26 protein-coding genes are annotated in these 26,060 nt (G+C 46.8%); all 26 read left to right on the top strand.

Annotation, left to right across the window (positions count from 1 at the left end; genetic code table 11):
• The first annotated feature begins 14 nt into the window (after positions 1 to 14).
• The 26 genes from cobJ to Q0I54_RS00740 all read left to right on the top strand — a co-directional run bounded on the left by cobJ (position 15) and on the right by Q0I54_RS00740 (position 25,817).
• Positions 15 to 743: a precorrin-3B C(17)-methyltransferase gene (gene cobJ, locus Q0I54_RS00865; protein ID WP_296115650.1), complete on the top strand. Its 729-nt coding sequence runs from the start codon at positions 15 to 17 to the stop codon at positions 741 to 743.
• Entirely contained in the window at positions 740 to 2,893 is a 2,154-nt protein-coding gene (gene cobK / locus Q0I54_RS00860) for a precorrin-6A reductase (protein WP_296115649.1), read from the top strand. Before cobJ ends, cobK begins: the two co-directional genes overlap by 4 nt.
• Positions 2,894 to 2,918: 25 nt before the next feature.
• On the top strand, positions 2,919 to 4,319 hold the full coding sequence (locus Q0I54_RS00855) for a cobyrinate a,c-diamide synthase (protein ID WP_296115647.1): 1,401 nt from the start codon (positions 2,919 to 2,921) through the stop codon (positions 4,317 to 4,319).
• Complete coding sequence (gene cobT, locus Q0I54_RS00850; RefSeq protein WP_296115645.1) at positions 4,316 to 5,368, top strand: nicotinate-nucleotide--dimethylbenzimidazole phosphoribosyltransferase; 1,053 nt, start codon at positions 4,316 to 4,318, stop codon at positions 5,366 to 5,368. The genes Q0I54_RS00855 and cobT overlap by 4 nt, the downstream gene beginning before the upstream one ends.
• Positions 5,369 to 5,412: 44 nt before the next feature.
• A complete protein-coding gene (locus Q0I54_RS00845; protein ID WP_294784298.1) occupies positions 5,413 to 5,970 on the top strand; it encodes a bifunctional adenosylcobinamide kinase/adenosylcobinamide-phosphate guanylyltransferase in 558 nt (185 codons plus the stop codon).
• Positions 5,967 to 6,716 (top strand): adenosylcobinamide-GDP ribazoletransferase, encoded by a 750-nt coding sequence (locus tag Q0I54_RS00840; RefSeq protein ID WP_296115643.1) that lies wholly within the window; start codon positions 5,967 to 5,969, stop codon positions 6,714 to 6,716. The genes Q0I54_RS00845 and Q0I54_RS00840 overlap by 4 nt, the downstream gene beginning before the upstream one ends.
• Before the next feature lie 83 nt (positions 6,717 to 6,799).
• The gene (locus Q0I54_RS00835) at positions 6,800 to 7,147 is read left to right on the top strand and encodes a bifunctional adenosylcobinamide kinase/adenosylcobinamide-phosphate guanylyltransferase (RefSeq protein WP_294784302.1); all 348 of its coding nucleotides are present in this window, start codon (positions 6,800 to 6,802) and stop codon (positions 7,145 to 7,147) included.
• A 1-nt stretch (position 7,148) separates the two neighbouring features.
• Positions 7,149 to 8,120 carry an adenosylcobinamide-phosphate synthase CbiB gene (gene cbiB / locus Q0I54_RS00830; RefSeq protein WP_367270764.1) on the top strand — a complete coding sequence of 324 codons (972 nt, stop codon included), beginning with the start codon at positions 7,149 to 7,151 and terminating at the stop codon, positions 8,118 to 8,120.
• 53 nt (positions 8,121 to 8,173) lie between these two features.
• The gene (locus Q0I54_RS00825; protein ID WP_296115640.1) at positions 8,174 to 9,223 is read left to right on the top strand and encodes a histidinol-phosphate transaminase; all 1,050 of its coding nucleotides are present in this window, start codon (positions 8,174 to 8,176) and stop codon (positions 9,221 to 9,223) included.
• Positions 9,224 to 10,741: a cobyric acid synthase gene (locus Q0I54_RS00820; protein WP_296115637.1), complete on the top strand. Its 1,518-nt coding sequence runs from the start codon at positions 9,224 to 9,226 to the stop codon at positions 10,739 to 10,741.
• 86 nt (positions 10,742 to 10,827) lie between these two features.
• Entirely contained in the window at positions 10,828 to 11,481 is a 654-nt protein-coding gene (locus tag Q0I54_RS00815) for a precorrin-8X methylmutase (RefSeq protein ID WP_296115635.1), read from the top strand.
• Entirely contained in the window at positions 11,478 to 12,719 is a 1,242-nt protein-coding gene (gene hemA, locus Q0I54_RS00810) for a glutamyl-tRNA reductase (RefSeq protein ID WP_296115634.1), read from the top strand. The genes Q0I54_RS00815 and hemA overlap by 4 nt, the downstream gene beginning before the upstream one ends.
• A 6-nt stretch (positions 12,720 to 12,725) precedes the next feature.
• Positions 12,726 to 13,208, top strand: a complete 483-nt coding sequence (locus Q0I54_RS00805) for a bifunctional precorrin-2 dehydrogenase/sirohydrochlorin ferrochelatase (protein WP_296115633.1) — start codon at positions 12,726 to 12,728, stop codon at positions 13,206 to 13,208.
• Between the two features lie 139 nt (positions 13,209 to 13,347).
• Positions 13,348 to 14,238 carry a hydroxymethylbilane synthase gene (gene hemC, locus Q0I54_RS00800; protein ID WP_367270763.1) on the top strand — a complete coding sequence of 297 codons (891 nt, stop codon included), beginning with the start codon at positions 13,348 to 13,350 and terminating at the stop codon, positions 14,236 to 14,238.
• 82 nt (positions 14,239 to 14,320) lie between these two features.
• The gene (gene cobA, locus Q0I54_RS00795) at positions 14,321 to 15,823 is read left to right on the top strand and encodes a uroporphyrinogen-III C-methyltransferase (protein WP_296115630.1); all 1,503 of its coding nucleotides are present in this window, start codon (positions 14,321 to 14,323) and stop codon (positions 15,821 to 15,823) included.
• A gap of 79 nt (positions 15,824 to 15,902) precedes the next feature.
• Entirely contained in the window at positions 15,903 to 16,886 is a 984-nt protein-coding gene (gene hemB / locus Q0I54_RS00790; protein ID WP_296115628.1) for a porphobilinogen synthase, read from the top strand.
• Positions 16,886 to 18,172 (top strand): glutamate-1-semialdehyde 2,1-aminomutase, encoded by a 1,287-nt coding sequence (gene hemL, locus Q0I54_RS00785; protein ID WP_367270762.1) that lies wholly within the window; start codon positions 16,886 to 16,888, stop codon positions 18,170 to 18,172. The genes hemB and hemL overlap by 1 nt, the downstream gene beginning before the upstream one ends.
• 4 nt (positions 18,173 to 18,176) lie before the next feature.
• On the top strand, positions 18,177 to 18,905 hold the full coding sequence (locus Q0I54_RS00780) for an N-acetylmuramoyl-L-alanine amidase family protein (RefSeq protein WP_296115627.1): 729 nt from the start codon (positions 18,177 to 18,179) through the stop codon (positions 18,903 to 18,905).
• A complete protein-coding gene (locus tag Q0I54_RS00775) occupies positions 18,902 to 20,386 on the top strand; it encodes a HEAT repeat domain-containing protein (protein ID WP_296115626.1) in 1,485 nt (494 codons plus the stop codon). Before Q0I54_RS00780 ends, Q0I54_RS00775 begins: the two co-directional genes overlap by 4 nt.
• Positions 20,387 to 20,491: 105 nt before the next feature.
• A complete protein-coding gene (locus tag Q0I54_RS00770; RefSeq protein WP_296115625.1) occupies positions 20,492 to 21,061 on the top strand; it encodes a glycerol-3-phosphate responsive antiterminator in 570 nt (189 codons plus the stop codon).
• Between the two features lie 52 nt (positions 21,062 to 21,113).
• The gene (locus Q0I54_RS00765) at positions 21,114 to 21,992 is read left to right on the top strand and encodes a metallophosphoesterase (RefSeq protein ID WP_296115624.1); all 879 of its coding nucleotides are present in this window, start codon (positions 21,114 to 21,116) and stop codon (positions 21,990 to 21,992) included.
• A 91-nt stretch (positions 21,993 to 22,083) separates the two neighbouring features.
• Positions 22,084 to 22,938 (top strand): NAD(P)/FAD-dependent oxidoreductase, encoded by an 855-nt coding sequence (locus tag Q0I54_RS00760; RefSeq protein WP_296115622.1) that lies wholly within the window; start codon positions 22,084 to 22,086, stop codon positions 22,936 to 22,938.
• A gap of 284 nt (positions 22,939 to 23,222) precedes the next feature.
• The gene (ychF, locus tag Q0I54_RS00755) at positions 23,223 to 24,323 is read left to right on the top strand and encodes a redox-regulated ATPase YchF (RefSeq protein ID WP_296115621.1); all 1,101 of its coding nucleotides are present in this window, start codon (positions 23,223 to 23,225) and stop codon (positions 24,321 to 24,323) included.
• Positions 24,324 to 24,466: 143 nt separating this feature from the next.
• Positions 24,467 to 24,721, top strand: coding sequence for a YlmC/YmxH family sporulation protein (locus Q0I54_RS00750; protein WP_296115619.1), 255 nt, complete (start codon positions 24,467 to 24,469; stop codon positions 24,719 to 24,721).
• 28 nt (positions 24,722 to 24,749) lie between these two features.
• Positions 24,750 to 25,202, top strand: coding sequence for a transcriptional regulator NrdR (gene nrdR, locus Q0I54_RS00745; protein ID WP_109216313.1), 453 nt, complete (start codon positions 24,750 to 24,752; stop codon positions 25,200 to 25,202).
• Between the two features lie 93 nt (positions 25,203 to 25,295).
• Positions 25,296 to 25,817 (top strand): YqeG family HAD IIIA-type phosphatase, encoded by a 522-nt coding sequence (locus Q0I54_RS00740; protein ID WP_296115618.1) that lies wholly within the window; start codon positions 25,296 to 25,298, stop codon positions 25,815 to 25,817.
• Positions 25,818 to 26,060 lie beyond the last annotated feature (243 nt).

Below are 26,060 nucleotides of genomic sequence, written 5' to 3'. Positions count from 1 at the left end.
GAGGAAGAACTATCGTGAAGAAAATATATGTAGTTGGAATTGGACCGGGCGCATATGAACAGATGACGATCCGTGCCGTAAAAGCATTGGAATCCTGTGATGTGATCATCGGCTATACTGTATATGTGGATCTGGTGCAGGAGCATTTTGCAGGAAAAGAATTCCTGACCACACCAATGAAACAGGAAGTAGAGCGTTGCCGGATGGCATTTGAAAAGGCAGAAGAAGGAAAGACAACAGCCATGATCTGCAGTGGAGATGCCGGCGTGTATGGCATGAGCGGACTGATGCTGGAAATCGGCCAGGAATATCCGGATGTGGAAGTAGAGTGTGTGCCGGGTGTGACAGCGGCCATCGGTGGAGCGGCAGTACTTGGTGCACCACTGATCCATGATTTTGCCCTGATCAGTCTCAGTGACCTGCTGACACCATGGGAAAAGATTGAAAAACGTCTGCTGGCAGCGGCTGAAGCAGATTTTGTTATCTGTCTGTATAACCCATCCAGCAAAAAACGGCATGACTATCTGCAGAAAGCATGTGATTTGATCCTGCAGTATCAGCCGGAGACACTGGTGTGCGCAACTGTCAGCCAGATTGGCCGTGACGGCGAGGAAAAACACATTTACACATTAAAAGAATTACGGGATCTGAAAGTAGATATGTTTACTACAGTGTTCATTGGAAACTCCCAGACAAAAGAAATCAATGGATGCATGGTGACACCGAGGGGATATCGGATATGAGAAAGCAGACAGCCTGGCTGGTGTTTGCCGGAACGAGCGAGGGACGACAGCTGGCAGGATTTTTGAAGGATCATCAGATATATGCGGAAATCTGTGTGGCAACAGAATACGGAGAAGAGTTATTAGAATCAGAAACTTCGGAATATGTGCAGGTACATACCGGACGTATGGATGCAGCCGAAATGGAGCATCAGATCCGTGAACGGATGTCAGACGGCTTGAAGGCAGTTATTGACGCAACGCATCCACATGCGGTGGAAGTAACCGCAAATATCAGAAAGGCCTGCGAAGCGGCGGGAATGCGTTATGTCCGTCTGCAGCGTGAGACTTTGGATTTGTCAGAATTTGATCATATCGTGTCCTTTGCAACTTGTCAGGAGGCAGTAGACTGGCTGGAGACCCAGCAGGGAAATATTTTACTGACGACAGGTTTAAAAGAACTGCCGGAGATTACTGAGCGGATTTCGGACACAGACCGTCTGTATGCAAGAGTACTGCCCCAGGCAGAAGCCTTTACAACGGCAGAACGGATCGGCCTACCGAAAAAACAGCTGATCTGTATGCAGGGGCCGTTTTCAAAAAATATGAATGTGACGCTGCTGCAGGAAACAAATGCATCTTTTTTACTGACAAAGGAATCCGGTGCGGCCGGAGGCTTTGCAGATAAAGTGCAGGCGGCAAAAGAGGCGGGGGCGACCTGCGTGGTAATCCGGCGTCCGGTGCAGGAAAGCGGGTATTCCATGCAGGAAGTAGAGCAGCTGATCCTGCGGGAAGAAGGTCAGACAGAAACCGTATTGGAAACAGATCCTGATCATTCGAAAAAAGATAAAGCACAGAAAACTGTGCAAAACGAAAGTGAAATGAAGAAAGCAGAAAAGCCGGAGATCACGCTGCTTGGTATTGGTATGGGAACACCGGAGACTATGACATTGGAAGGATTTCTGACCTGTGAACAGGCAGACTGCATCATCGGTGCAAAACGGATGCTGGAGGCGGTGCAGGAGAGTCTGAAGAACTGGGAAATCTGTCGAAAAGATGCTGAACAAAAATCGGCAGAAATTATTGTACAAAAACAGATGGTTTCCATGTATCTGAGTACAGAGATTGCAGAATATATCAGAACTCATTCGGAATATCGGCACATTGTGATCGCTTTGTCGGGAGACGTTGGATTTTACAGCGGTGCGAAGAAGCTGACAGATGCGCTGGCAGAGTATCCGTTGCATCTGATCTGTGGTATTTCCAGTGGAGTGTATTTTGCAGCAAAACTGCAGACATCCTGGGATGATATGCTGCTGACAAGTATGCACGGACGACAGATGAATTTGCTGGCTGCACTGAAAAAAAGCAGAAAAGTGTTTACACTGGCTTCTGATGCAAAGAGTATCAGGGAACTGGCAGAACTTCTTTTAACCTATGAAATGAATGAAGTTTCCATGTCGGTGGGAACGAACCTGAGTTATCCGGAGGAACAGATCACAACCGGAACACCGGTGGATTTTCAGAATTACGATTCGGCAGGCGTCAGTGTGGTGCTGTTGGAGAAAAAAGAGCATGCCGCACCGGTTATTACCCATGGCATTCCGGATGAGGCTTTTATCCGGGCAAAAGTGCCGATGACGAAAGAGGAAGTGCGCAGTATTTCCCTGTCAAAGCTGCAGCTCTGTGAGGATTCCATTATCTATGATGTGGGAGCCGGAACCGGTTCTGTATCCATCGAAGCAGCCCGCATGGCGGATCAGGGCATGGTATATGCGATTGAGCAGAAGGAAGAAGCGGCAGAACTGATTCGGGAAAACCAGAAAAAATTCGGCGTTTCCAATCTTCAGATCATTCATGGAAAAGCACCGGAGGCTTTTGAGGGACTGCCGATACCGACCCATGCATTTTTGGGCGGAACAGGTGGAAATATGAGAGAAATTATCGGATTATTGCGGGAAAAAAATCCGCAGATCCGTATTGTGGTCAACTGTATCGCACTGGAGACACTGGCGGAGATCACTGCGCTTTTGCAGGAGTGGGGCATTTTGGATGCAGACATCGCTTCTGTGAATATATCAAAATCAAAGAAACTGGGGCAGTATCATCTGATGATGGGACAGAATCCCGTTTATGTGATTTCTTTTGGAGGAAGAAAGCAGGGGGAGTAAAAAGCAGAAAGGGGGGAGTGGCAAAATGAAGATACCGCGTATTATGCTGGCGGCGCCAAACAGTGGCAGTGGGAAGACGCTGATTACCTGTGGACTGCTGCAGGCATTGAAAAATAAAGGACGAAATCTGGCATCTTTTAAATGTGGACCGGATTATATTGATCCGTTATTTCATACAAGAGTGCTTGGAGTACCGTCCCGGAATCTGGATACCTATTTTTCTGGTCGGGAGCTGACCCGAACATTGTTTGGCACCCATGCGCAGCAGGCAGACCTGGCAGTGATGGAAGGTGTCATGGGATTTTATGACGGCGTGGCAGGGGTTACACTGACGGCCTCTTCCTGGGAACTGGCGGATGTGACAGATACATCGGTTATTCTGGTGGTAAATATGCGGGGAATGAGTCTGTCGGTGGCAGCCTTGATTCAGGGATTTATGCAGATGCAGCCGGAATCACATATCGGTGGTGTGATCCTGAATCAGACGTCAGAATTTATGTGCCGACAGCTGGAACCGGTCATCAAAGAAAGATGTGGGATTCCGGTGCTGGGATTCGTGCCAAAGGTGACAGAATGTGTCATTGAGAGCCGGCATCTTGGACTTGTGACACCGGCAGAACTGACGGATCTGCAGGAGCGGATTGAAAAACTTGCAGAGATTCTGACAGATACCCTTGATCTGGAGGCTATCATTCGTCTTGCAGAAGATGCACCGGATTTTACGTGGACACCGCTGGAACAGTTTTTGCCACGAGAATATCAGGAGCAGAGTGCACAGGTAAAAGCGTTATCGGCAGAAACACTGCGTATCGGCGTGGCAAAAGACGAAGCATTTTGTTTTTATTATGAGGATAATCTGGATCTGTTGCGGATGCTGGGAGCGGAAACAGTCTTTTTTTCGCCATTGCATGACCAGAAACTTCCGGAAAATCTGCAGGGATTGCTGATCGGAGGCGGTTATCCGGAACTGTATGCGAAGCAGCTGAGTGAGAATGAGAGCATGCGCAGGGATATCCGGGAAAAAATCACAGCAGGAATGCCCTATCTGGCAGAATGCGGCGGATTTATGTATCTGCATGAATCTATGGAAGACATGCAGACCTGCCGATGGCCGATGGCCGGTGTTTTAAAAGGAAATGCATATTATACCGGAAAACTTGGCCGGTTCGGTTATGTAGAATTGACCGCGAAGGAGGATCAGATGCTCTGTAAAAATGGGGAGCGGATCAAAGCACATGAATTCCACTATTTTGACAGTACAGAAAACGGAGCGGCATTTTATGCGACAAAACCGAAGCGAAGCAGGGGATGGGAGTGTATACAGGCAGGAAACGTGTATGCGGCAGGATTTCCACATCTATATTATTATTCCAATCCGAGATTTGCGGCAAATTTTGTGGAAGCATGCAGGAGGTATGACAGATGACACTGGAAGAGACGATAGAAAAAATTCAACCCGTGGATGAAAAAGCTATGGAGGCGGCAAAAAAACACTGGGACAGCCTTGGAAAACCACTGGGAAGTCTCGGCCGGCTGGAGAAGGCAGTTATTCAGATTGCAGGCATTCAGCGTACAGGAGACGTACATATTGATCGGAAAGCACTGGTGATCATGTGTGCGGACAATGGCGTTGTAGAAGAAGGCGTGACCCAGTGCGGGCAGGAAGTGACCGCTACCGTGGCAGAAAATTTTCTGGATGAGAAGTCCTGTGTGGCTATTATGTGCAAACGGGCGAATACAAAAATCTGTCCGGTAGATATCGGAATGTCCATCGACACACCACGGGTGGAAAAACGAAAAATCGCTTATGGAACGGAAAATATGACGAAAAAACCAGCGATGACCCGGGAACAGGCAATTGCAGCGATTGAAGTTGGAATTGCCAGGGCAGAAGAATTAAAGGCCGAAGGATATGAGGTGCTGGCAACCGGCGAGATGGGAATCGGAAATACGACCACGAGCAGTGCTATGACAGCAGTATACCTTGGATTGGACGTGGAGACAGTGACCGGCCGTGGCGCAGGACTTTCCACAGACGGCCTGCAGCGCAAAATTCAGGCGATCAAAAAAGCAATTGCCTGCAATCAGCCGGATCCGAAGGATCCATTGGATGTGCTGGCAAAAGTCGGCGGGTTTGACATTGCCGGAATGTGTGGTCTGTTTCTTGGTGGGGCTGCGTTACAGATGCCGGTGGTCATGGACGGATTCATCTCTCAGGTGGCGGCTCTGACGGCAGTACGGCTGGTGCCGGAGTGCGCAGATTATATTCTGGCTTCCCACGTTTCAGAGGAACCGGGGGCAAATATTTTGCTGGAGACACTGAATAAAGATGCATTTCTCACCTGCGGGATGAGACTAGGAGAGGGAAGCGGCGCAGTTGCGTTATTTCCGATTTTGGATTTTGCATCGGATATTTATCATAAAATGAGTACCTTCATGCAGGCAGATATAGAGGAATATCAGCCATTGAGTTAGAACTATTTTTGGCTGAAAGGAAGAGAACAGAAAGAAGTATAAAAATGATTGTATTGGTAATGGGGGGCAGCGGCAGCGGAAAGTCAGAGTTTGCGGAAAGTATCTGCATGAAGCTGCCGGCGCACAAAAAACGTTATATTGCAACCATGCAGGCCTATGATGAAGAGAGCCATGCCCGTGTGAAAAAACATAGAAAAGCCAGAAGCGGCAAGGGATTTGAGACCATTGAGCAGGGCACACACATGGAGGATATCTGTCTGCCACAAGAATGTACGGCGTTGTTGGAATGTATGTCGAATCTGGTGGCAAATGAAGTGTTCGCCCCGGACGGACGTGGATATTCCTGTGAAGAAGTTCTGAAAGAAGGGTTGCATTATCTGGCCGGACAGGCGAAACACCTGGTCATTGTCAGCAATGATATTTTTTCCGACGGGGTGGAATACGATCCGGAGACAGAGCAGTATCTGAAAATCCTTGGTCAGCTAAATCAGGAAGCGGCAGCCATGGCGGATTGTGTGTTCGAAGTAGTGTGTGGCATTCCGATTTGTATCAAAGGGAAAGAATACGACAGAACGGTTGTGACAAGGAGCGTGAGAGTATGATTATTCTGGAAAGTATCGTGGTTGCGTTTTCCATGTATTCCAAGGTACCAATGCCACAGATCGAGTGGAACGAAAAAAATATGAAAAACACGCTCTGCTTTTTTCCGTGGATCGGTGCGGCAGTTGGAGTTTTGGTGTGGCTCTGGTTTCTGGTCAGTGATCTGCTTGGAATCGGAATCATCTTAAAGGCAGCTGTTTCAGTGCTGATTCCGGTGCTTGTTACAGGCGGGATCCATCTGGATGGATTGCTTGATACGGCGGATGCTTTGAGTTCCTGGCAGCCCATGGAGCGCCGGTTGGAGATATTAAAAGATTCTCATGCCGGAGCATTTGCCATTATTGTGTGCTGTGGATATTTTTTGGCACTTTTTGGTATCTGGACAGAGGCTGTACCGGAAGACATCAGCGTACTGGCTTTGGGATTTTTCCTAAGCAGGGCATTGAGCGGCTTTGGAATCTGCACGTTTCATTGTGCAAAAAACAGTGGTCTGGCAGCGACTTTTGCTCAGGCGGCAGACCAGAAACGCTGCAGAATCATTCTGGTAGTGGAAGCAGCAATCTGTATGGCGGCTATGATCTGGCTGGATCCGGCGCGCGGGGCAACGGCGTCAGCGTCAGCTGTGATTGTCTGCCTTTGCTGCAGACGGATGGCTATGAAGAAATTTGGCGGCATTACAGGAGATATTCAGGGCTTTTTCCTGCAGATCTGTGAGCTTGTCATGGCATATGTGGTGATTTTGCAGTAGAAATCTGCAGATTTGTTACCAGTCACTATTTGTAGAAGTGGAACACTTGAATTTGACTGAGATGCGAAGGAGGTATTTGAAATATGATACTTGTCATTGGTGGGGCTTATCAGGGGAAAACCGCATTTGCGGGAACACTTCTGGAACAGCAGAAACAGGCTGGGAGAGAAGTCACCCTGTTTTCACAGTTTCATGTATGGGTAAAGGACTGCATGAAGGCGGAGCGAAATATAGAAGAGGAGTTGCGGGAGAAGTTAGAACAGGATCCGGACCAGATCATCGTGTGCAATGAATTGGGATGCGGTGTTGTTCCCATGGATGCTTTTGAGCGGGCATGGAGGGAGCGCACCGGGCGTCTGACCTGTGAACTGGCGAAACAGGCGGAGGCGGTATACCGTGTCACCTGTGGAATTGGAACCCGCATAAAATAAAATGATGTACATGTATGCAACGATTGCGGCCCTTGTGGCCGGCTATGTGCTGGATCTCATCATCGGAGATCCCCATGGGATGTGGCATCCCATTTGTTTTATCGGAAATATGATTTCTTTTTTTGAAAAGAGACTGCGAACAGGAAAAAGTGAACAGAAGGATCTGGCGGCGGGGGTGCTGCTGGTGATTCTTGTGACCGGGATTTCCACAGCAATTCCGCTTGTTTTACTGCTTGTGTGTTACCGTATTTGGTTCTGGCTTGGATTTGCGGTTGAGACGTATATGTGCTATACGATCCTGGCGACAAAATCACTGAAGACAGAGAGCATGAAAGTGGCCAAAGCGCTGGAAACAGAAGGACTGGAGGCCGGCCGGTATGCCGTATCCATGATCGTGGGTCGGGATACGAAAGATCTGACAGAAACCGGTGTGGTAAAAGCGGCGGTGGAAACCGTGGCGGAGAATACTTCCGATGGTATTCTGGCACCGATGTTTTATATGATGATCGGTGGGCCGGTACTGGGTTATTTTTATAAGGCGGTCAATACCATGGATTCTATGGTTGGTTACAAAAATGACAAATTCCTGTATTTTGGACGGGCGGCAGCAAAATTCGATGATGTGTTGAATTTCATTCCGTCAAGAATTTCGGGAATCCTGATGATTCTGGCAGCTCCGCTTGTGAAGCTGGATGGAAAAAATGCATGGAAGATTTTTAAGAGAGACCGTCTGTGCCATGCAAGTCCGAATTCTGCGCAGACCGAGGCGGTCATGGCGGGAGCACTGCAGGTTCAGCTGGCAGGAGATGCCTGGTATTTTGGAAAAAAACATGAGAAACCGACGATCGGGGATCCGATACGGCCAGTGGAAATTGCGGATATCGCCCGGGCAAACCGGTTACTTTATGCGGCAAGTGCCCTGGGAATGATCGTGTTTAATGGGATAAAGCTTCTTGTGCTGGTTCTTTGCTGAAGAAAAGCGCAGAGCAATCCGTGTAATTCTATATAAGAAACGAGGTGAGGCCAATGCATAAGCATGGCGGAGATATCTATCGCAATCAGGGGCTGGTGGATTATTCTGCAAATATAAATTTCCTTGGAATGCCGGAGAGCGTCAGACAGGCGGCAAAAGATGCCATAGACGCGTCGGTCTGGTATCCGGATCCTGAGTGTGAAGTACTGAAAGCGGCCATTGCAAAAAAGGAGGGCGTTCCGACAGAATGGATTTTCTGCGGTAATGGTGCGGCAGATGTGATTTTTTCTTTTGTATTGGCGTTAAAGCCGAAGGAAGCACTGCTTCCGGTACCATCTTTTTATGAGTATCGGCAGGCATTGGAAAGTGTGGACTGTCATCTGAGGAAAGTGACGCTGCGGGAAGACGAGGATTTCCAACTGCAGGAGGAGTTTCTGGAGCAGATTCAAAAAGACACAGATGTGGTAGTGCTGTGCAATCCGAATAATCCGACGGGACAACTCATTGATCAGAAGCTGTCAGAGCAGATTGCTATCCGGTGTACGAAAACAGGAACCTGTCTTTTGATGGATGAGTGTTTTCATGATTTCCTGGAAGATGGCATGGCACATACATTATTGCCGCTGGTAGCGGAAAATCCGAAGATTTTTTTATTAAAGGCGTTTACAAAAATGTATGGCATGGCAGGACTTCGCTTGGGATACGGTATCTGCAGTGATGTGGAACTGATCCGGAAAATGGAGCAGGTGTCTCAGCCATGGAATGTGTCGGTGCCGGCGCAGGCGGCGGGCATTGCAGCTGTGAAAGAAACAGAGTTTGTGAAGAAAAGCCGGAAACTGATGGCAGAGCAGAAAGCGGTACTTTTAGAAGGATTGACTGCGGCAGGTCTGAAAGTATACGGTTCCGCGGCAAATTATATCTTTTTCCGTGCGGAACCAGGCTTTGAAACTGCTATGCGGCAGATGGGATTTATGATCCGAAACTGCGGAAATTATGATGGACTGCGGGAAGAATTTTTCAGGATCGCCGTGCGGGGAGAAGCGGACAATCAGGCATTTTTAAAAGCACTGCGGGAAATTTTACCAGAGAAGAGGGGGATATAGATGGCAAAAGCAATTATGATACAGGGAACCATGTCAAATGCAGGAAAAAGTCTGCTGGCGGCAGGCCTTTGCCGGATTTTTAAACAGGATGGCTATCGGGTGGCACCTTTTAAATCCCAGAACATGGCACTGAATTCTTTTATTACGAGAGAGGGGCTTGAGATGGGGCGGGCCCAGGTCATGCAGGCGGAGGCAGCAGGAATCGAGCCTTCCGTTCTGATGAATCCGATTTTGTTAAAACCAACAAATGATACCGGCTCTCAGGTGATCGTCAATGGAGAAGTACTTTCTACCATGAGTGCCAGAGATTATTTTAAATACAAAAAGCAGCTGGTTCCGGATATTATGAAAGCTTATCATGCACTGGAAGAACAGGCAGATATCATTGTGATCGAGGGCGCAGGCTCTCCGGCGGAAATCAATCTGAAAAATGATGATATCGTCAATATGGGAATGGCAAAGATGGCAAAAGCTCCAGTGCTTCTGGTGGGCGATATAGATCGTGGCGGTGTGTTCGCACAGTTGGCGGGAACGATGATGCTGCTGGAAGAAGAGGAAAAAAAGATCGTAAAAGGACTGATCATCAATAAATTCCGTGGGGATAAAACGATTCTGGATCCGGGAATTGAGATGCTAGAAAACATCTGTGACCGGCCGGTGGTTGGTGTGGCTCCGTACATGGATATTGATGTGGAGGATGAGGACAGCTTAAGCGAGCGGATGAGTAGTCATAAGGAAGTTGCTCAGATCGATATCGCAGTGATCCGTCTGCCCCGTATTTCTAATTTTACGGATTTTAACATATTTGAAAGCATTCCGGGTGTGTCCGTACGCTATGTGTCCAGAGCGGCACAGCTGGGGCATCCGGATCTGATCCTGCTTCCGGGCACAAAAAATACCATGCACGATCTGACATGGATGCGTCAGTCGGGTGTTGAGGCTTCCGTGCTGAAGGCATATGCGTCAGGCTGCCCGGTATTTGGCATTTGTGGCGGTTATCAGATGCTGGGAGAATTTCTGGATGATCCGAATGGTGTGGAAGAAGGCGGCAGTATGCGTGGTATGGGCCTGCTTCCGATGCGGACTGTTTTTACTGATGAAAAGACAAGAACCCGGGTGAATGGTACCTTTGGAACTGTAACCGGCATATTGGCAGGGCTTTCCAATGTGGCTTTTACCGGATATGAGATTCATATGGGACAAAGCATCCGTGCAGCAGGAACGGAATCACTGACCGTTATTCATGATACGAATGTGGCACAGTCAGAGATAAAAACAGAAGGTGCCATGGGCGAAAATGTGTACGGAAGCTATGTACATGGCATTTTTGACAGTATGGACGTGGTAAATGCAGTGGTGCGTGCCCTGGCAGAGCGAAAGGGCATAGATCCGGAAGGACTGGCTCAGGTGGATTACGCAACTTATAAAGAGACACAGTATGATAAGATGGCGGATATTCTGCGTCAGCATCTGGATATGGATGCCATTTACCGGATTCTGGAAAATGGACTGCAATAAGTACAGAATGCAGTGGGAACTGTGCGTACAGATTCAGGCAGCATTCAGATATAACAGATAGATGGTAGTATATGAGGAGACGAAAAATGGAGTTTGAACATGTAAAACCAATGGATATAGAAAAAAGAAGTATGGAGATCATCGGGCAGGAACTCGAAGAGATGGGAATTCAATTGCCGGAGGATAAAGCACACATCATCAAACGTGTGATCCATACAAGTGCAGATTTTGACTATGCGCAGACACTGACTTTTTCTGAGGATGCGCTGGAGCGGGCAAAGGAAGCCCTGCTGCAGGGAGCAAGCATTATTACGGACACGAAAATGGCCTGGTCTGGCATTAACAAACGTGCCCTGGAAAATCTCGGTGGACAGGCATACAATTTTATTTCAGATGAGGATGTGGCGGCTGTTGCAAAAGAACGGGGATGTACCAGATCAGCGGCAAGCATTGACAAGGCAGCATCACTTCCGGGACCGCTGATCTTTGCAGTGGGAAATGCACCTACCGCACTGATCCGCCTGCATGAACTGATCATGGAAGGAAAAGTTGCTCCGGCACTGATCATCGGTGTTCCTGTGGGATTTGTGAATGTGGTACAGGCAAAAGAACTCATCATGGAGAGTGGTGCGCCGTACATTGTGGCAAGAGGCAGAAAAGGCGGAAGCAATGTGGCAGCAGCAATCTGTAATGCCTTATTATATGATCTTGACAGCAGCAGAGGTGCAAAGAAACGATGATAAAGATACAGATGATAGGAATTGACCACAGCAGAGCGACGGTTGCGGAGCGGGAGCTGTTTTCAATGACCAAAGTGAAGCAAAAAGAATTAATGGAGGCAGTCATCCGGCAGCAGGGCGTGGATGGCTGCGTGTTGCTGTCTACCTGTAACCGGACAGAATTATATGTATCACTGGAAACAGAACTGGATCTGTACAGCCTGGTCTGTCATGTCAGAGAGATTCCAAAAGCAGATCAGTCACATTTGAAAACACTGTTTTGCAACAGAAGCGGTGAGGAGGCAGTCAGACATCTTTTTCTGCTGACCGGTGGTCTCAAATCAAGAATTATCGGGGAGGATCAGATCCTGACCCAGGTGCGGGATGCACTGGAATATGCAAGACTTTGTGATGTGGCAGATACTGTGTTGAAAACATTGTTTCGTATGGCTGTCACCATCGGGAAAAAAATAAAAACTCAGGTGGCAATCCCGAAAGGAAATACATCTGCCATTGCAGCGGCATTATGTCAGTTAGAAGAGCAGGGATACTGTTTTGAAGGACAGGAATGTCTCGTTATCGGAAATGGTGAGATGGGAAGACTGACGGCCCGGGCCTTTCAGGAGCGCGGTGCAAATGTGACGGTGACGGTGCGTCAGTATCATAGCGGAGAAGTGCAGATTCCGGAGGGCTGTGAGCGTATCCATTACGGGGAACGTTATATAAAAATCCCGGAGTGCCGCTATGTGGTTTCTGCCACGGCAAGCCCAAATCTGACATTGGAAAAAGACGGAATCCAGGGATTACCATATGGTCATAAACTGACGTTTATCGATCTGGCAGTGCCAAGGGATATTGATCCGGAAATTGGTGATCTGGAGCAGGCAGAAGTATTTAATATTGATGATTTTCAGACCGGAGCCGGCGTTTCAGAAGCACAGAAAGTACAGATTGCAGCAGCACAGAAGCTGGTGGAAGAGGAAGTGACAGAGTTTACTTCCTGGTACGAGTGCAAAGATATGATTCCGGAGATCCGGGAACTTGGCACACTGGCGGCACAGGATGTAAGCTGGCGCATGGGAAAGACGTTCCATGAGATGAATCTGTCCCCGGAAACCTGTCATCAGTTGGCGGATGCAGTGGAGCAGACTGCCGCAAAGGTATTTCAGAAGATGCTTTTCGGTGTGCGGGATCATGCGGATACAGACGTTATGCGGGAATGTCTTGATGCGCTGGAACAGGTGTGGGAAAAGGAGTAAAACAGAATGGAAAGCAGATATTTTCCATTTTTTATTGATATGACAGGGAAAAAGGTACTTGTGGCCGGTGCGGGCAGCATCGCACTGCGCAGAGTGTCTGCGCTACTGCGGTTTGGCGCAGTCATCACCGTTGTGGCACCACAGATGCGGGAGGAGTTTCAGAAACTGCAGCAGCAGTATGGAACGGAGCATCTGCATTTAGAACAGAAAACATGTGATCCGGAACAAGTGACAGATTATGATCTGGTGCTGACAGCGACAGACAGCGGGGAAACAGATCAAAGGATCTGGGAAGCATGTAAAATGCATCATGTGTGGGTCAATGTGGCTTCGGATCAGACCCTGTGTGATTTCCGTTTTCCGGCACTGGCAGAGACGGAAGAACTTGTGGTCGGAATCACTTCAAACAATGGTGATCACAGAAAAGTTCGGAAAGTCAGTGCGCAGATCCGTGAGGTACTTGAGACGGAAAATTACAATCTGGAGTAACTATTCAGAGGCAAGCAGATTTACAGAAAAATGCGGATGAGCTCTGAATAGTGACAATCTGGAATAAGAGAATGGGATGAATACGTTTCAGAATTTTTGAAAGAGAATTCTGAGCGGACAAAAAAAGAAATATGGAGGGATGGCAGTGAAACAGATTCGAATTGGAAGCAGAGAGAGCCGTCTCGCAGTCGTGCAGAGTGAGATGGTCATAGATTATATAAAAGAAAACTGTCCGGAGTATGAGCCGGAACTTGTCACCATGAAGACAACCGGTGATAAGATCCTTGATCGTAATCTGGACAAAATAGGCGGTAAAGGACTGTTTGTAAAGGAACTGGATGCGGCGCTGATGGATGGACGCAGCGATCTGTCGGTACACAGTCTGAAGGATATGCCGGCAGAAATTCCGGAAGAACTTCCGTTGCTCGGTTTTTCTGAGAGGGAAGATCCCAGGGATGTACTTGTACTGCCGGAAGGTGTGACAGAAATTGATTTCTCAAAGCCGGTGGGATGTTCCAGCCGGCGCAGAATGTTACAGTTTCAGGCAATGTATCCGCAAGCTACATTTGCGCCGATCCGCGGTAATGTATACACCCGTCTGGCAAAGGTGGATTCCGGAAATTATGCGGCAACGATTCTGGCTGCTGCAGGACTGAAGCGGTTGGGATTGGAACAGAGGATCAGTCGGTATTTTTCAGTAGATGAAATGATCCCGGCGGCAGGTCAGGGTGTACTTGCGCTGCAGGGACGTATCGGTGAGGATTACACATTTTTGCAGGAATTCTGCTCGGAGAAAAGCCGTATCACATCTGTGTGTGAACGTGCATTTATCCGTGAACTGGATGGGGGATGTTCTTCTCCGATTGCAGCGTATGCAGAGGTGGATGGAGATGTCGTTGTGCTGCGCGGATTGTATTACGAGGAATGCAGTGGAAAAACGGTAAAAGAGATACAGAAAGCGCCGGTATCTGAGGCAGAGAAACTGGGAATTGTGCTGGCACGCAGATTAAAGCAGTTAACTGCAATCTGAGCAGAGAAATACATTTCTTCTTAAGAAACAGAAATGGGTAAATTATGAAATAGTGATGTTGAAAAAACAGGAGGAAAGATAAATGAATCAGGGGAAAGTCTGGCTGGTGGGAGCCGGTCCGTCGGATGCGGAACTTCTGACAGTAAAAGCAAAACGTGTCCTGGAACAGGCGGAAGTTGTTGTCTATGATCGTCTGGTGGGAGACAGTATCTTACTGATGATGCCGGAATCAGCAGAAAAAATCGATGCAGGAAAGCGTTCTGGAAATCATACGATGCCACAGGAGGAGATGAATTGCCTGCTGTTAAAAAAAGCGCAGGAAGGAAAAAGGGTAGTTCGTTTAAAGGGTGGAGATCCGTTTCTGTTTGGCCGCGGAGGGGAGGAACTGACGCTGCTGGCAGAGCACGGCATTCCTTTTGAAGTTGTGCCGGGAGTGACCTCAGCCATTGCGGTGGCGGCCTATAACGGAATTCCAATCACCCATCGTGATTTTGCATCCAGCGTGCATATCATTACGGGACATAAGAAAAAAGATGAACCGCTGGAGCTGGATTTTGATACCTTGGCGAAGCTAGAGGGAACACTGGTCTTTCTTATGGGCGTTTCTGCACTGGAAGACATCTGCGGCGGCCTGATGAGAGCGGGAAAAGCGAAAGAAACACCGGCTGCGTTATTGAGCCGGGGAACCACATCAAGACAGGGCAGAGTCGTGAGTACGCTGGAAAAACTGGCAGACGATGTGAAAGCACATCCGTTGATGACACCGGCGATTATTGTGATCGGAGAGGTGTGTGCTTTGTCCGGGGAATTTGCCTGGTATGAGAAACTGCCGTTATTTGGCAGAAAAATTATTGTGACACGCCCGAAGGAACGCATGGCACCGATTGCGTCCAGATTAAGAAGTCTTGGTGCGGAAGTGCTGGAGCTGCCAACTATCGCCATTGCACCATGTTCCGCTAAGACGCTGCCGGAGCAGGGAGCAGTGCTGGAAAATTTGGACAACTATCAGTATCTGGTGTTTACTTCTCCATCTGGTGTGGACTGCTTTTTTGCTCTGCTGCGGGAAAAACATCTGGATATCCGTCGGTTTTCCAATGGAAAAATAGCCGTGATCGGAGCTGGAACAGCCGCGCAGCTGCAAAAGTACGGATTGATCGCAGATCTGATGCCGGAGACGTATGATGCGGCACATTTGGGGCGCTGCATCGGAGCGGATTGCAAGGACGGAGACCGGATCCTGATTCCCCGGGCAAGGGTCGGAAGTCAGGAACTTGTGGAAGAAATTACAAAACAGAAAAAAGTTACGATTGCAGATTTGCCGATTTATGATACCATAGAGAAGGAAAATCCGGTGCTGGAACTTCCGAATCTGACGCAAGAAGATGCAACGGTAGTATTTACCAGTGCTTCCACGGTGCGCGGATTTGCAAAAATGACAGCCGGAGCAGACTACAGTCATCTTCAGGCGGTCTGCATTGGAGTCCAGACGAAGGCAGCGGCAGAAAACGCCGGTTTTTCTAATGTGATCGTGGCAAAGGAAGCTACGGTGGAAGCCATTGTTTCAGCTATCAAGGAACAACAGTAAATATACAGATATTTTCAAAAATATGGAGATCAGACAGCTCTATATAACATACAGATTGGTTTGACAGGAGGAAATTAAAATGGAAATGATCAATCGTCCCCGCAGACTGCGGACAAGCCCAAATTTAAGAAAAATGGTTCGGGAGACCAGAATGGATAAATCTTCCCTGATCTACCCGATGTTTATCGTAGAAGGAACCAATATCAAAGATCCAATCCCATCCATGATGGGACAATACCGTTACAGTGTGGACCGCATGGGAGAAAAATTAGAAGAGCTGACAAAAGCCGGAATTGGCGGTGTCATGCTGTTTGGTATCCCAAATCACAAGGATGAGCTGGGAAGCGGTGCTTATGCACAGGATGGTATTGTACAGCAGGGATTCCGCAAGGCAAAAGAACTGTTCCCGGATCTGTATATGATCGGTGACGTGTGCATGTGTGAGTATACTTCCCATGGTCATTGCGGTGTGCTCTGCGGACATGATGTAGATAATGATAAAACATTGGAACTGCTGCAGAAAACAGCATTGTCTCAGGTTCAGGCAGGCGCGGACATGGTAGCACCGTCTGACATGATGGACGGCAGAGTTGGTGCGATCCGCCAGGTTTTGGACGCAAATGGCTATATCAATACACCGATCATGGCTTATTCTGCAAAATTTGCTTCTGCATTTTACGGTCCGTTCCGTGATGCGGCAGAATCTGCACCTGCATTTGGTGATCGCAAAACATATCAGATGGATTACCATAACCGCAGAGAAGCATTAAAAGAAGTAGATCAGGACGTGATCGAGGGCGCAGATATTGTTATGGTAAAACCGGCCATGGCTTATGGAGATCTGATCCGTGAAGTAAAAGATATGACAGATATCCCGGTGGCAGCTTACAGTGTCAGCGGAGAGTATTCTATGGTAAAGACAACTGCAGCCGCAGGCTATATTGATGAAAAATCTATTATGTGTGAGATGGCAGTGTCTGCTTACCGCGCAGGAACGGATATTTATATTACTTATTTCGCAGAAGAACTTGCAAAGTGCATGGATGAAGGGAGAATTGGATAATGGAGATCAGAAAATCAGAAGCTCTTTTTAAAGAAGCTGTTCAGTATATTCCAGGCGGCGTAAATTCACCGGTTCGTGCTTTCGGTTCCATCGGTTCTACCCCGCGTTTTATAAAAAAAGCAGATAAGGCGCTGATGTGGGACGAGGATGATAACGAATACATTGATTTTATTGGGTCCTGGGGACCGATGATCCTTGGACACAATCATCCGCTGGTACTGGATGCCGTACTGGAATACGCAAAGCGTGGTTTAAGTTACGGTGCAGCCACATCCATCGAAGTGGATATGGCTAAACTGGTGTGCAGTATGGTACCGTCCATTGACATGGTGCGTATGGTAAACTCCGGCACAGAGGCTGTTATGAGTGCTATCCGTGTGGCCCGTGGCTTTACACGCAGAGATAAGATCATCAAATTCAACGGTTGTTATCACGGACATTCCGATGCACTGCTTGTAAAAGCAGGATCCGGCGTGATGACCGCAGGTGTTCCGGGGTCTCTTGGCGTTCCGGCAGGCTGTACCGCAGATACGGTAACTGCGGACTATAACTCTCTGGAGAGTGTGCAGGAGTGTTTTGATACCTATGGCGAGCAGATCGCTGCCATTATCGTGGAGCCGGTTGGTGCAAACATGGGTACCGTTCCGCCAAAACCTGGATTTTTGCAGGGATTGCGTGACATCTGTGATAAATATGGTTCCCTGCTGATCTTTGACGAGGTCATCACAGGATTCCGTATGCAGGGAGATGGCGCACAGGGCTATTTTGGTGTGACACCAGATCTGACGACGTTTGGAAAAATCATTGGCGCAGGTATGCCGGTGGGCGCATATGGCGGACGCAGAGAGATCATGGAGATGGTATCTCCGGTGGGCGCTGTGTATCAGGCAGGAACGTTAAGTGGTAATCCGGTGGCTATGGCAGCCGGTATCGCACAGCTTTCTTACTTAAAAGAGCATCCGGAAGTTTATACACAGTTAAATGAGAAATCAGACCGTTTTTTCACCGAACTGCAGAAAATCGTGGATGAGAGCGGAAAAGGATATCATGTAAATCATATCTGTTCTCTTGGAAGCCTGTTCTGCACCGCACAGGAAGTGTATGATTATGAGACAGCGAAAACTTCCGATACAAAGGCATACGCTGATTATTGTAATTACATGCAGAACCACGGCATTTATCTGGCTCCGGCGCAGTTTGAGGCAATGTTCCTTTCTGCGGCACATACCGAGGAACAGTTGGCGCAGACCTTGGAACTTGCAAGAGATTATTTTGTAAAGAATTGATCATATGGCAGCACAGAAGAAGGCTCAGAAAAGTACAACAAAGAGAAAAAAACGAAGAAATAGGCAGAAACGATATGACATGTCCAGACTCTGGATGGCGCTGGGGCTTCTGGCACTGGTGCTGCTGGTGATCTTTGGCGTGACGCGGCATCAGAAAAAAGTTGCCACTGCAAGTTCAGACAGCTTTGTGACGTTGTCAGAGATTGACAAAAACAAACCGGATCTTGACGTGGAACTTCTGACAGTAAATCCGTATTCGCGGCCGGGATCGGTACTGGAGAAAGTAAATGGCATTGTCATTCACTACACAGCAAATCCCGGGGCGACTGCCATCGCGAACCGTAATTATTTTGAAAATCTGAAGGATACACATACGACAAAGGCAAGTTCACATTTTGTAGTGGGACTGGAAGGCGAGATTGTGCAATGCATTCCGACTGCGGAGATTGCCTATGCCTCCAATGACCGAAACAGTGACACGATTTCAATTGAATGCTGTTATAAAAATGAGGACGGTTCCTTTGAACAGGCAACCTACGATTCGGTGATAAAACTGACAGCATGGCTGTGTGCCAAATTCGGACTGACTTCGGAAAATGTGATCCGGCATTATGATGTGACCGGAAAACTGTGTCCCCTCTATTATGTGGAGCATGAGGATGCATGGACACAGTTTAAAAAAGATGTAGATAGTTATCTGCAAGTTTATGAGACGGGAGATGAAAACGGATGAGAGATCTTTATGAAAAAATAAAAAAAGGAACAGACCGCAGAGCAAGTCTGATCACTTTGAAAAAAGAACTGAAAGATGATGCAAAGAAAAAGGTGTTTCTCATCATGACAGGAAACCGTCTGGATGAGATCATGAAATGCCTGGTGGACGAGGATCCGAAGGTTAGAAAAAATGCAGCAGCTATTCTCGGGGAACTGCATTGTCAGGATGCGCTGGATGTGCTGATGGATGCCTACGAGGAAGAGGAAAAATTGTTTGTCAAAGAAGCTTATGTGCAGGCCTTATCCATGATCGATTGCAGTGAGTATCTGCCCAAGCTGGAGGAGCATCTTCAGGAACTGGTCGTTTATGAGGCCACGGAAGAAGAGAAAAAGCATATTCAGGCAGAGATTCATGCATTGCAGGAACTGATCCTGCAGAAAAAAGACGTGAAAAAACATACTTTTAACGGATGGAACCGTTCCAGCGAAGTGCTGCTTCTGACTTTACCGGCTTTTCGTGATGTGCTGGCAGAAGAAGTGATTGGAAAGAAAAAAGTATTGAAATCTGGTGCGCGGACAATTGTATCAGATTTTGAAACAGTTATGAAAATACGAACAATCCAGGAACTGTTATTTGTCATCCATACACAGACAGAGAAAAACGTGCTTTCCGCAGAGCCGGAAACACTGGCTGCGCAGCTGGCGGAATCTGATCTGATGCAGATACTGACAGAGACACATAAGGGAGATGCACCGTTTTATTTTCGTATTGGTGTGTCCGGTGTCATGTCTCTGGAAGAACGAAGTGCATTTTCAAAGCGTGTGTCTGCGGCCATCGAGGACGCTTTTTCACGTCAGCTGATCAACTCCACTTCTCATTATGAGGTGGAGATCCGCCTGCTTCAGAACCGGGAAGGCGTATATGTACCGCTGTTGAAACTGTACACACTGCCGGATCACCGCTTTGACTACCGCAGATATTATGTGGCAGCAAGCATGAAACCGACCATGGCAGCAGGGCTGATGGCACTGGCGAAACCATATCTGAAAGAACATGCACAGATTCTGGATCCGTTTTGTGGTGTTGGAACACTGCTGATAGAACGAAGATTCCTTGTTCCGGCGCGAAATGCTTACGGTATTGATACTTTCGGGGAAGCGATTGAAAAGGCAAGAGTAAACAGTAAGATTGCAGGAATGCAGACGAATTACATCAATCGTGATTATTTTGATTTTGTGCATGACTATAAATTTGATGAGATCGTGACTGACCTTCCGGCAGGAAAACTGACAAAACCGGAACTGGACGTATTGTATCGCAGATTTTTTGAAAAATCCGATGAAGTGCTGGCTTCGGACGGCCGTATGATCTTTTTCTCCCGGGAGATGGGACTGGTGAAAAAACAGCTTCGTCTGCATCCACAGTTTCGTTTGGCGCAGGAATTCTGCATTCAGGAGAAAAACGGAAGCTATCTGTTTATCGTAGAGAAACGTCAGTAACGATGAATCGAAAATGATGATTTATAAATTGTGATGCTATTTCCTGTATCCTGGATTATGGAAAACGAATGGCATTACAAAGAGAGCAGAAAGCAGGGATAGCGTATGCTTCAGAATTCGTTTCGGGAACAACTGGAAGACTGCCCGGTCATCGCGGCGGCAAGAGATATGGAAGGACTGACACACTGCTGTCAGTCCGAGAGTGATATCGTTTTTATTTTATTTGGAGATGTCTGCACCATTTCAGAAATCGTAGATCAGGTAAAAGCTGCAGGAAAGTTTGCCTTTGTACATATGGACCTGGTGAACGGTCTTTCCAGTAGGGAGATCAGTGTGGATTATATTCGGAAAGAAACGAATGCGGATGGAATTATTTCCACAAAACAGCCACAGATCCGCCGGGCAAAAGAACTTGGTTTATATACGGTGCACCGCTTTTTTGTCATTGATTCCGCAGCTTATGAAAATGTGGAAAAGTGCACAAAAGCGATTCGTCCAGACTGCGTGGAACTGATGCCGGGTGTGATGCCGAAAGTCATCCGCCAGATCACAGGAAAACTGTCTGTCCCAGTGATCGCCGGGGGTCTGATTTCTGATAAAGAGGATATTATCGCAGCGCTGGATGCAGGAGCAACGGCAATATCGACGACGAAGGAAGAACTGTGGTTTTTGTGATTTGTAAGGTTAAAATTTCTTATATTTAATCAAGTGGCAGGTTTTTGAATTGATGAAAAGTAACAAACAAAGCAAAACAATTACAAAAATGTATAATATCTCTGCTCAAATTTCTGGCAGCATACGCATCGCCCTGATTTCCGATGTCCACGACCGCTGTCCGGATACAGCACTTTCTATCTTACGCCAACAGCAACCAGATCTGATTCTGGTAGCGGGAGACCTGATGGAGCGCCATGATCCGGCAGTCAGTCCATGGACGGTAGAACAGATGGATGAATGGCAGGGGATTCCGCGCACACGCACCTGGTTTTTTAATATTGTGCGGAAAGTTGATGGTTCTGCATCTTCCGGAGAACAAACAAAACGCTGGGATAAGGCAAATGGCTACCGTTTTCTGGAAGAAGCGCTAAAAATGGCTCCGGTGGTGCTTGGTGTCGGGAATCATGAATGGTATCATACGGAAGAAGATTTGCAGTTTTTTCAGGATCATGGGGTAATTTTTCTGGATAATCAAGATTGCGAACTGACGGTAAAAGGACAGAAGCTGCGGATCGGCGGAATGTCCACCCGATATGATCTGGAATGGCTGGCGCAATTTTCGCAGAAAGACGGAGTGAAGATTCTAATCTGTCACCATCCGGATTATTATCCGAAATATATCAAAGACACGAACCAGAATACATTTGCATTGATCGTGGCAGGTCACGCCCATGGCGGACAGTGGCGTCTGTTCAGCAGAGGCGGAAGAAAACGAGGTATTCCAGTTTTCGCACCGGGGCAGGGATTATTCCCACGCTATGCTTATGGTCAGTATGACAATATGATCGTCAGCGCAGGAGTTTCCAATACGGCCGATATACCAAGGTTTGGTAATCCATGTGAGGTAGTTATGATACAACTGGAAGAACGTGTAATCCACAATGGATAAACAATAAAATAAAGGAAATGATAAAAATGTGTACTCGGAATCTTCATTACGATTCCAGGTGTATAAAAAGAGTCACGGAGGTGCAGGAAATATGTATGATTGTATGATTATCGGAACTGGTCCGGCAGGGTTATCTGCGGCACTGAATCTGCAAACTTATAAAAAAAATTTTGTATGGTTTGGTTCTGAAAAATTAAGTGATAAAGTGCAGAAAGCAGAAAAAATCACAAATTATCCGGGATTTCCGGAGATAACCGGACAGGAACTGTTTGCACATTTTGAGGATCATATACAGTCTGCTGGTCTGACCATTACAGAAAAAACCGTGACAAATGTAATGGCAGCAGGTAATTATTATATGGTGCTGGCAGACAATGAAGTCTACGAGGCAAAAACACTGATTCTTGCTATGGGCGTGATGACTGCAAAACTACTGAAGGGTGAAGACGAGTTACTTGGCAGAGGCGTCAGCTATTGTGCTACCTGTGACGGTATGTTTTACAAAGATAAGGAAATCGCAGTGCTGTGTAATGATCCGAAATATGAGCATGAGGTAGAATACCTGGCAGATCTCGCCGCGAAAGTAACGTATTTTCCACTGTTTTCAGACAGTCAGGTAAAAAAAGAGAATGTCACGATTTCCAAAGACTTCCCAGTGGAAGTAAACGGCATTGACCGGGTGACAGGAATTACGTTAAAAAGCGGCGAGACTTTGGCAGTGAATGGAGTTTTCTGTCTGCGCAATGCAATTGCACCATCAAAACTGATTCCGGGACTTGAGATTGAGAATGGACACATCGTAGTAGATCGTGCCCAGAAAACGAATCTGCCGGGATGTTTTGCAGCAGGAGACTGTACCGGCCGCCCGTATCAGTATACGAAAGCAGTCGGTGAGGGAAATGTGGCAGCACACAGTTGCATCAGTTATCTGGCAGAAACAGTATAGTAGAATGCGCGATTTACTTAGTGTCGTTTTACCAAAAGGCTATGGCCTATGGGAAAAGGGATAAAACTTGCGATTATGTATTTAAAAAGTTAATAAGGTGTGTTATAATACTAGGCTGTGATAGACTCTTTTGAGTTTTTACAGCCTTTTTATTATAAGGCAGATCAAGGTTTGAGTATCCGGAGAAGTGTGTGTGATTTATAGCATTTTTCGTGGTACCCGGCACGATAAAAAGAAAGTAAAACCCTCTTACATAAGGGAAGTTTAAAGGAGAGATAGAAGATATGAAATTAGGAATCGTGGGACTTCCGAATGTCGGAAAAAGTACCCTGTTCAATTCACTGACAAAAGCCGGCGCTGAGTCAGCCAACTATCCGTTCTGTACCATCGACCCGAACGTCGGTGTTGTTGCAGTACCGGATGAGCGTTTGAAATTACTTGGAGATATGTACAACTCCAAAAAAGTGACACCGGCTGTTATTGAGTTCGTAGATATCGCAGGTCTTGTAAAAGGTGCCAGCAAAGGTGAGGGACTTGGAAACCAGTTCCTGGCAAATATCCGTGAAGTAGATGCCATTGTTCACGTAGTACGTTGTTTTGAGGATCCAAACGTTGTTCATGTAGACGGAAGCGTAGATCCGGCCAGAGACATTGAAACTATTAATCTGGAACTGATTTTCTCCGATATCGAGATTTTGGATCGTCGTATCGCAAAGACAACCAAAGGCGCAAGAATGGACAAAAAACTTGCAAAAGAGCTGGAACTGTTAGAGAAGATCAAAGCACATCTGGAAGACGGAAAGCTTGCAAAAACTTTTGAAGTTGGCGACGATGAAGATGATCAGGAATGGTTCGCTTCTTACAATCTGCTGACCGCAAAACCTGTTATTTACGCAGCAAACGTTTCTGAGGATGATCTGGCAGACGATGGAGCAAACAATCCGCATGTGGCAAACGTGCGTAAACTTGCAGCAGAGGAAGGTTCTGAGGTATTTGTCATCTGTGCACAGATCGAGCAGGAGATCGCAGAGCTGGACGATGATGAGAAAGCAATGTTCTTAGAGGATCTTGGACTGGAGCAGTCCGGTCTGGAGAAACTGATCAAGGCAAGTTACAGCTTGCTTGGACTGTTAAGCTACCTGACCGCGGGTGAGGATGAGACCCGTGCATGGACCATCAAAAAAGGCACAAAAGCACCGCAGGCAGCAGGAAAGATCCATACTGATTTCGAACGTGGATTTATCCGTGCAGAGGTAGTAAACTACAAAGACCTGCTTGAGTGCGGTTCACTGGCAGCAGCCCGTGAGAAAGGTCTGGTAGGACTGGAAGGAAAAGAGTATGTGGTTCAGGACGGCGATGTTATCCTGTTCCGTTTCAACGTATAAGGAATAAAATATCATAACAACGATACATGAACGTATGGCTATGTAGAAGATAAGCTACAGCTATCATATACATATTTTGAAAGATGCACTTCCTTTATAAATCTGAATAAAATAAAGGAACAGAGGGAAGGGAGAAGTGCACCATGCGTTTATGTGAATTTTCAAGGAAAGAGGTAATCAATGCCTCTGACTGCAGATGTCTGGGAAATGTCTGTGATCTGAAGTTTGATGAATGCAGCGGACAGATATGTGCAATGATCATAAAGGGACCTCCGAAGTGGTTTCATCTGGTGGGATGTGACACGGAATATGTCATAGACTGGAAAAAAATTGTTCGGATCGGACCGGATGTAATACTGGTAGATATATGTGCGGAAAAATGTCTGCACAAGCTATAAGAGAAATAGGTACGGAGGAGAAAGACCGATGAAATGCCCTTACTGTAGCAGTGATAATACACGTGTCATTGATTCCAGACCAGCGGAGGACAACTGTTCCATCCGCCGCAGAAGACTTTGTGATGACTGCTCAAAACGTTTTACAACTTATGAAAAAGTGGAAACGATTCCGCTGATCATTATCAAAAAAGACAATACCAGAGAGCAGTATAACCGTTCCAAAATCGAGGACGGTGTGCTCAGAGCCTGTCATAAACGCCCGGTATCTGTCAACCAGATCAATCAGCTCATCGACGATGTGGAAACAGAAATCTTCAATATGGAGGAAAAAGAGATTCCAAGCAGCGTGATCGGCGAACTGGTGATGGATAAGCTGAAAGATTTGGAGGCAGTAGCCTATGTGAGATTCGCATCTGTATACAGAGAGTTCAAAGATGTGAATACCTTTGTGGAAGAACTGAAGAAAGTTCTGGACAAATAGTTTTTTCGGATGTGAGTGACTGTTCTATCCGACGTGAGTAATAAAGTGAAATCAGTGGAGAAATTTTATCTCCCAATTGAACGGAGGTAACCTATGTTTCAAAAATTTTATCCGGATCTGTATATTTCATCTACATATGAAATTGATTTTGACCGGTTGTACCGGAACGGATACCGGGGACTGATTTTTGATATTGATAATACCCTGGTGACACACGGCGCACCGGCGAATGAGAAGGCAAAAAAATTGTTTGCACATCTGCATGAGCTAGGATTTGCGACCTGCCTGATCTCCAACAATCAGGAACCAAGAGTAAAACCGTTTGCGGACGCTGTGCAGTCAATGTATATTTACGATGCGCACAAACCGTCCACCAAAAACTATGAAAAAGCAATGGAACGGATGAACACCGATAAGAAGAATACGATTTTTATCGGCGATCAGATGTTTACCGATGTTTTCGGAGCCAATCGAACTGGAATTCCATCGATTATGGTAAAAAAGATTCACTGGAAAGAGGAAATCCAGATTATCTTAAAGCGCAGACTGGAGGCCATCGTGCTGATCGGTTACCGCAGATACAGAAAAACACACAAAAGTATTTTTGTGAATTGATGCCACATATCTGGCATTTTTGATTTGATAGGAAATTACGATGAATTTCCTATCAAACAAAAGCACTTCGTGCAAACGATGCGCACTCGCACGAGAAGAGATTCTTGCTTTGCAAGCATGCTCGGCGCGGGCAAGAAAGATGTGCTATTGATAATTTTAAACGCGTAAGTGTGTGATAGCACACTTTCTTGGATCATACACAGATCCTGAAAAGAAGAACAGGGGAATACGGAGGGAAGAATA

The organism is uncultured Eubacterium sp. (assembly GCF_934295145.1).
In the GTDB taxonomy this organism is placed as follows: domain Bacteria; phylum Bacillota; class Clostridia; order Lachnospirales; family Lachnospiraceae; genus Eubacterium_I.
The sequence above is the reverse complement of the archived record's forward strand: the minus strand, read 5'-3'. Positions and strand labels throughout refer to the sequence as shown.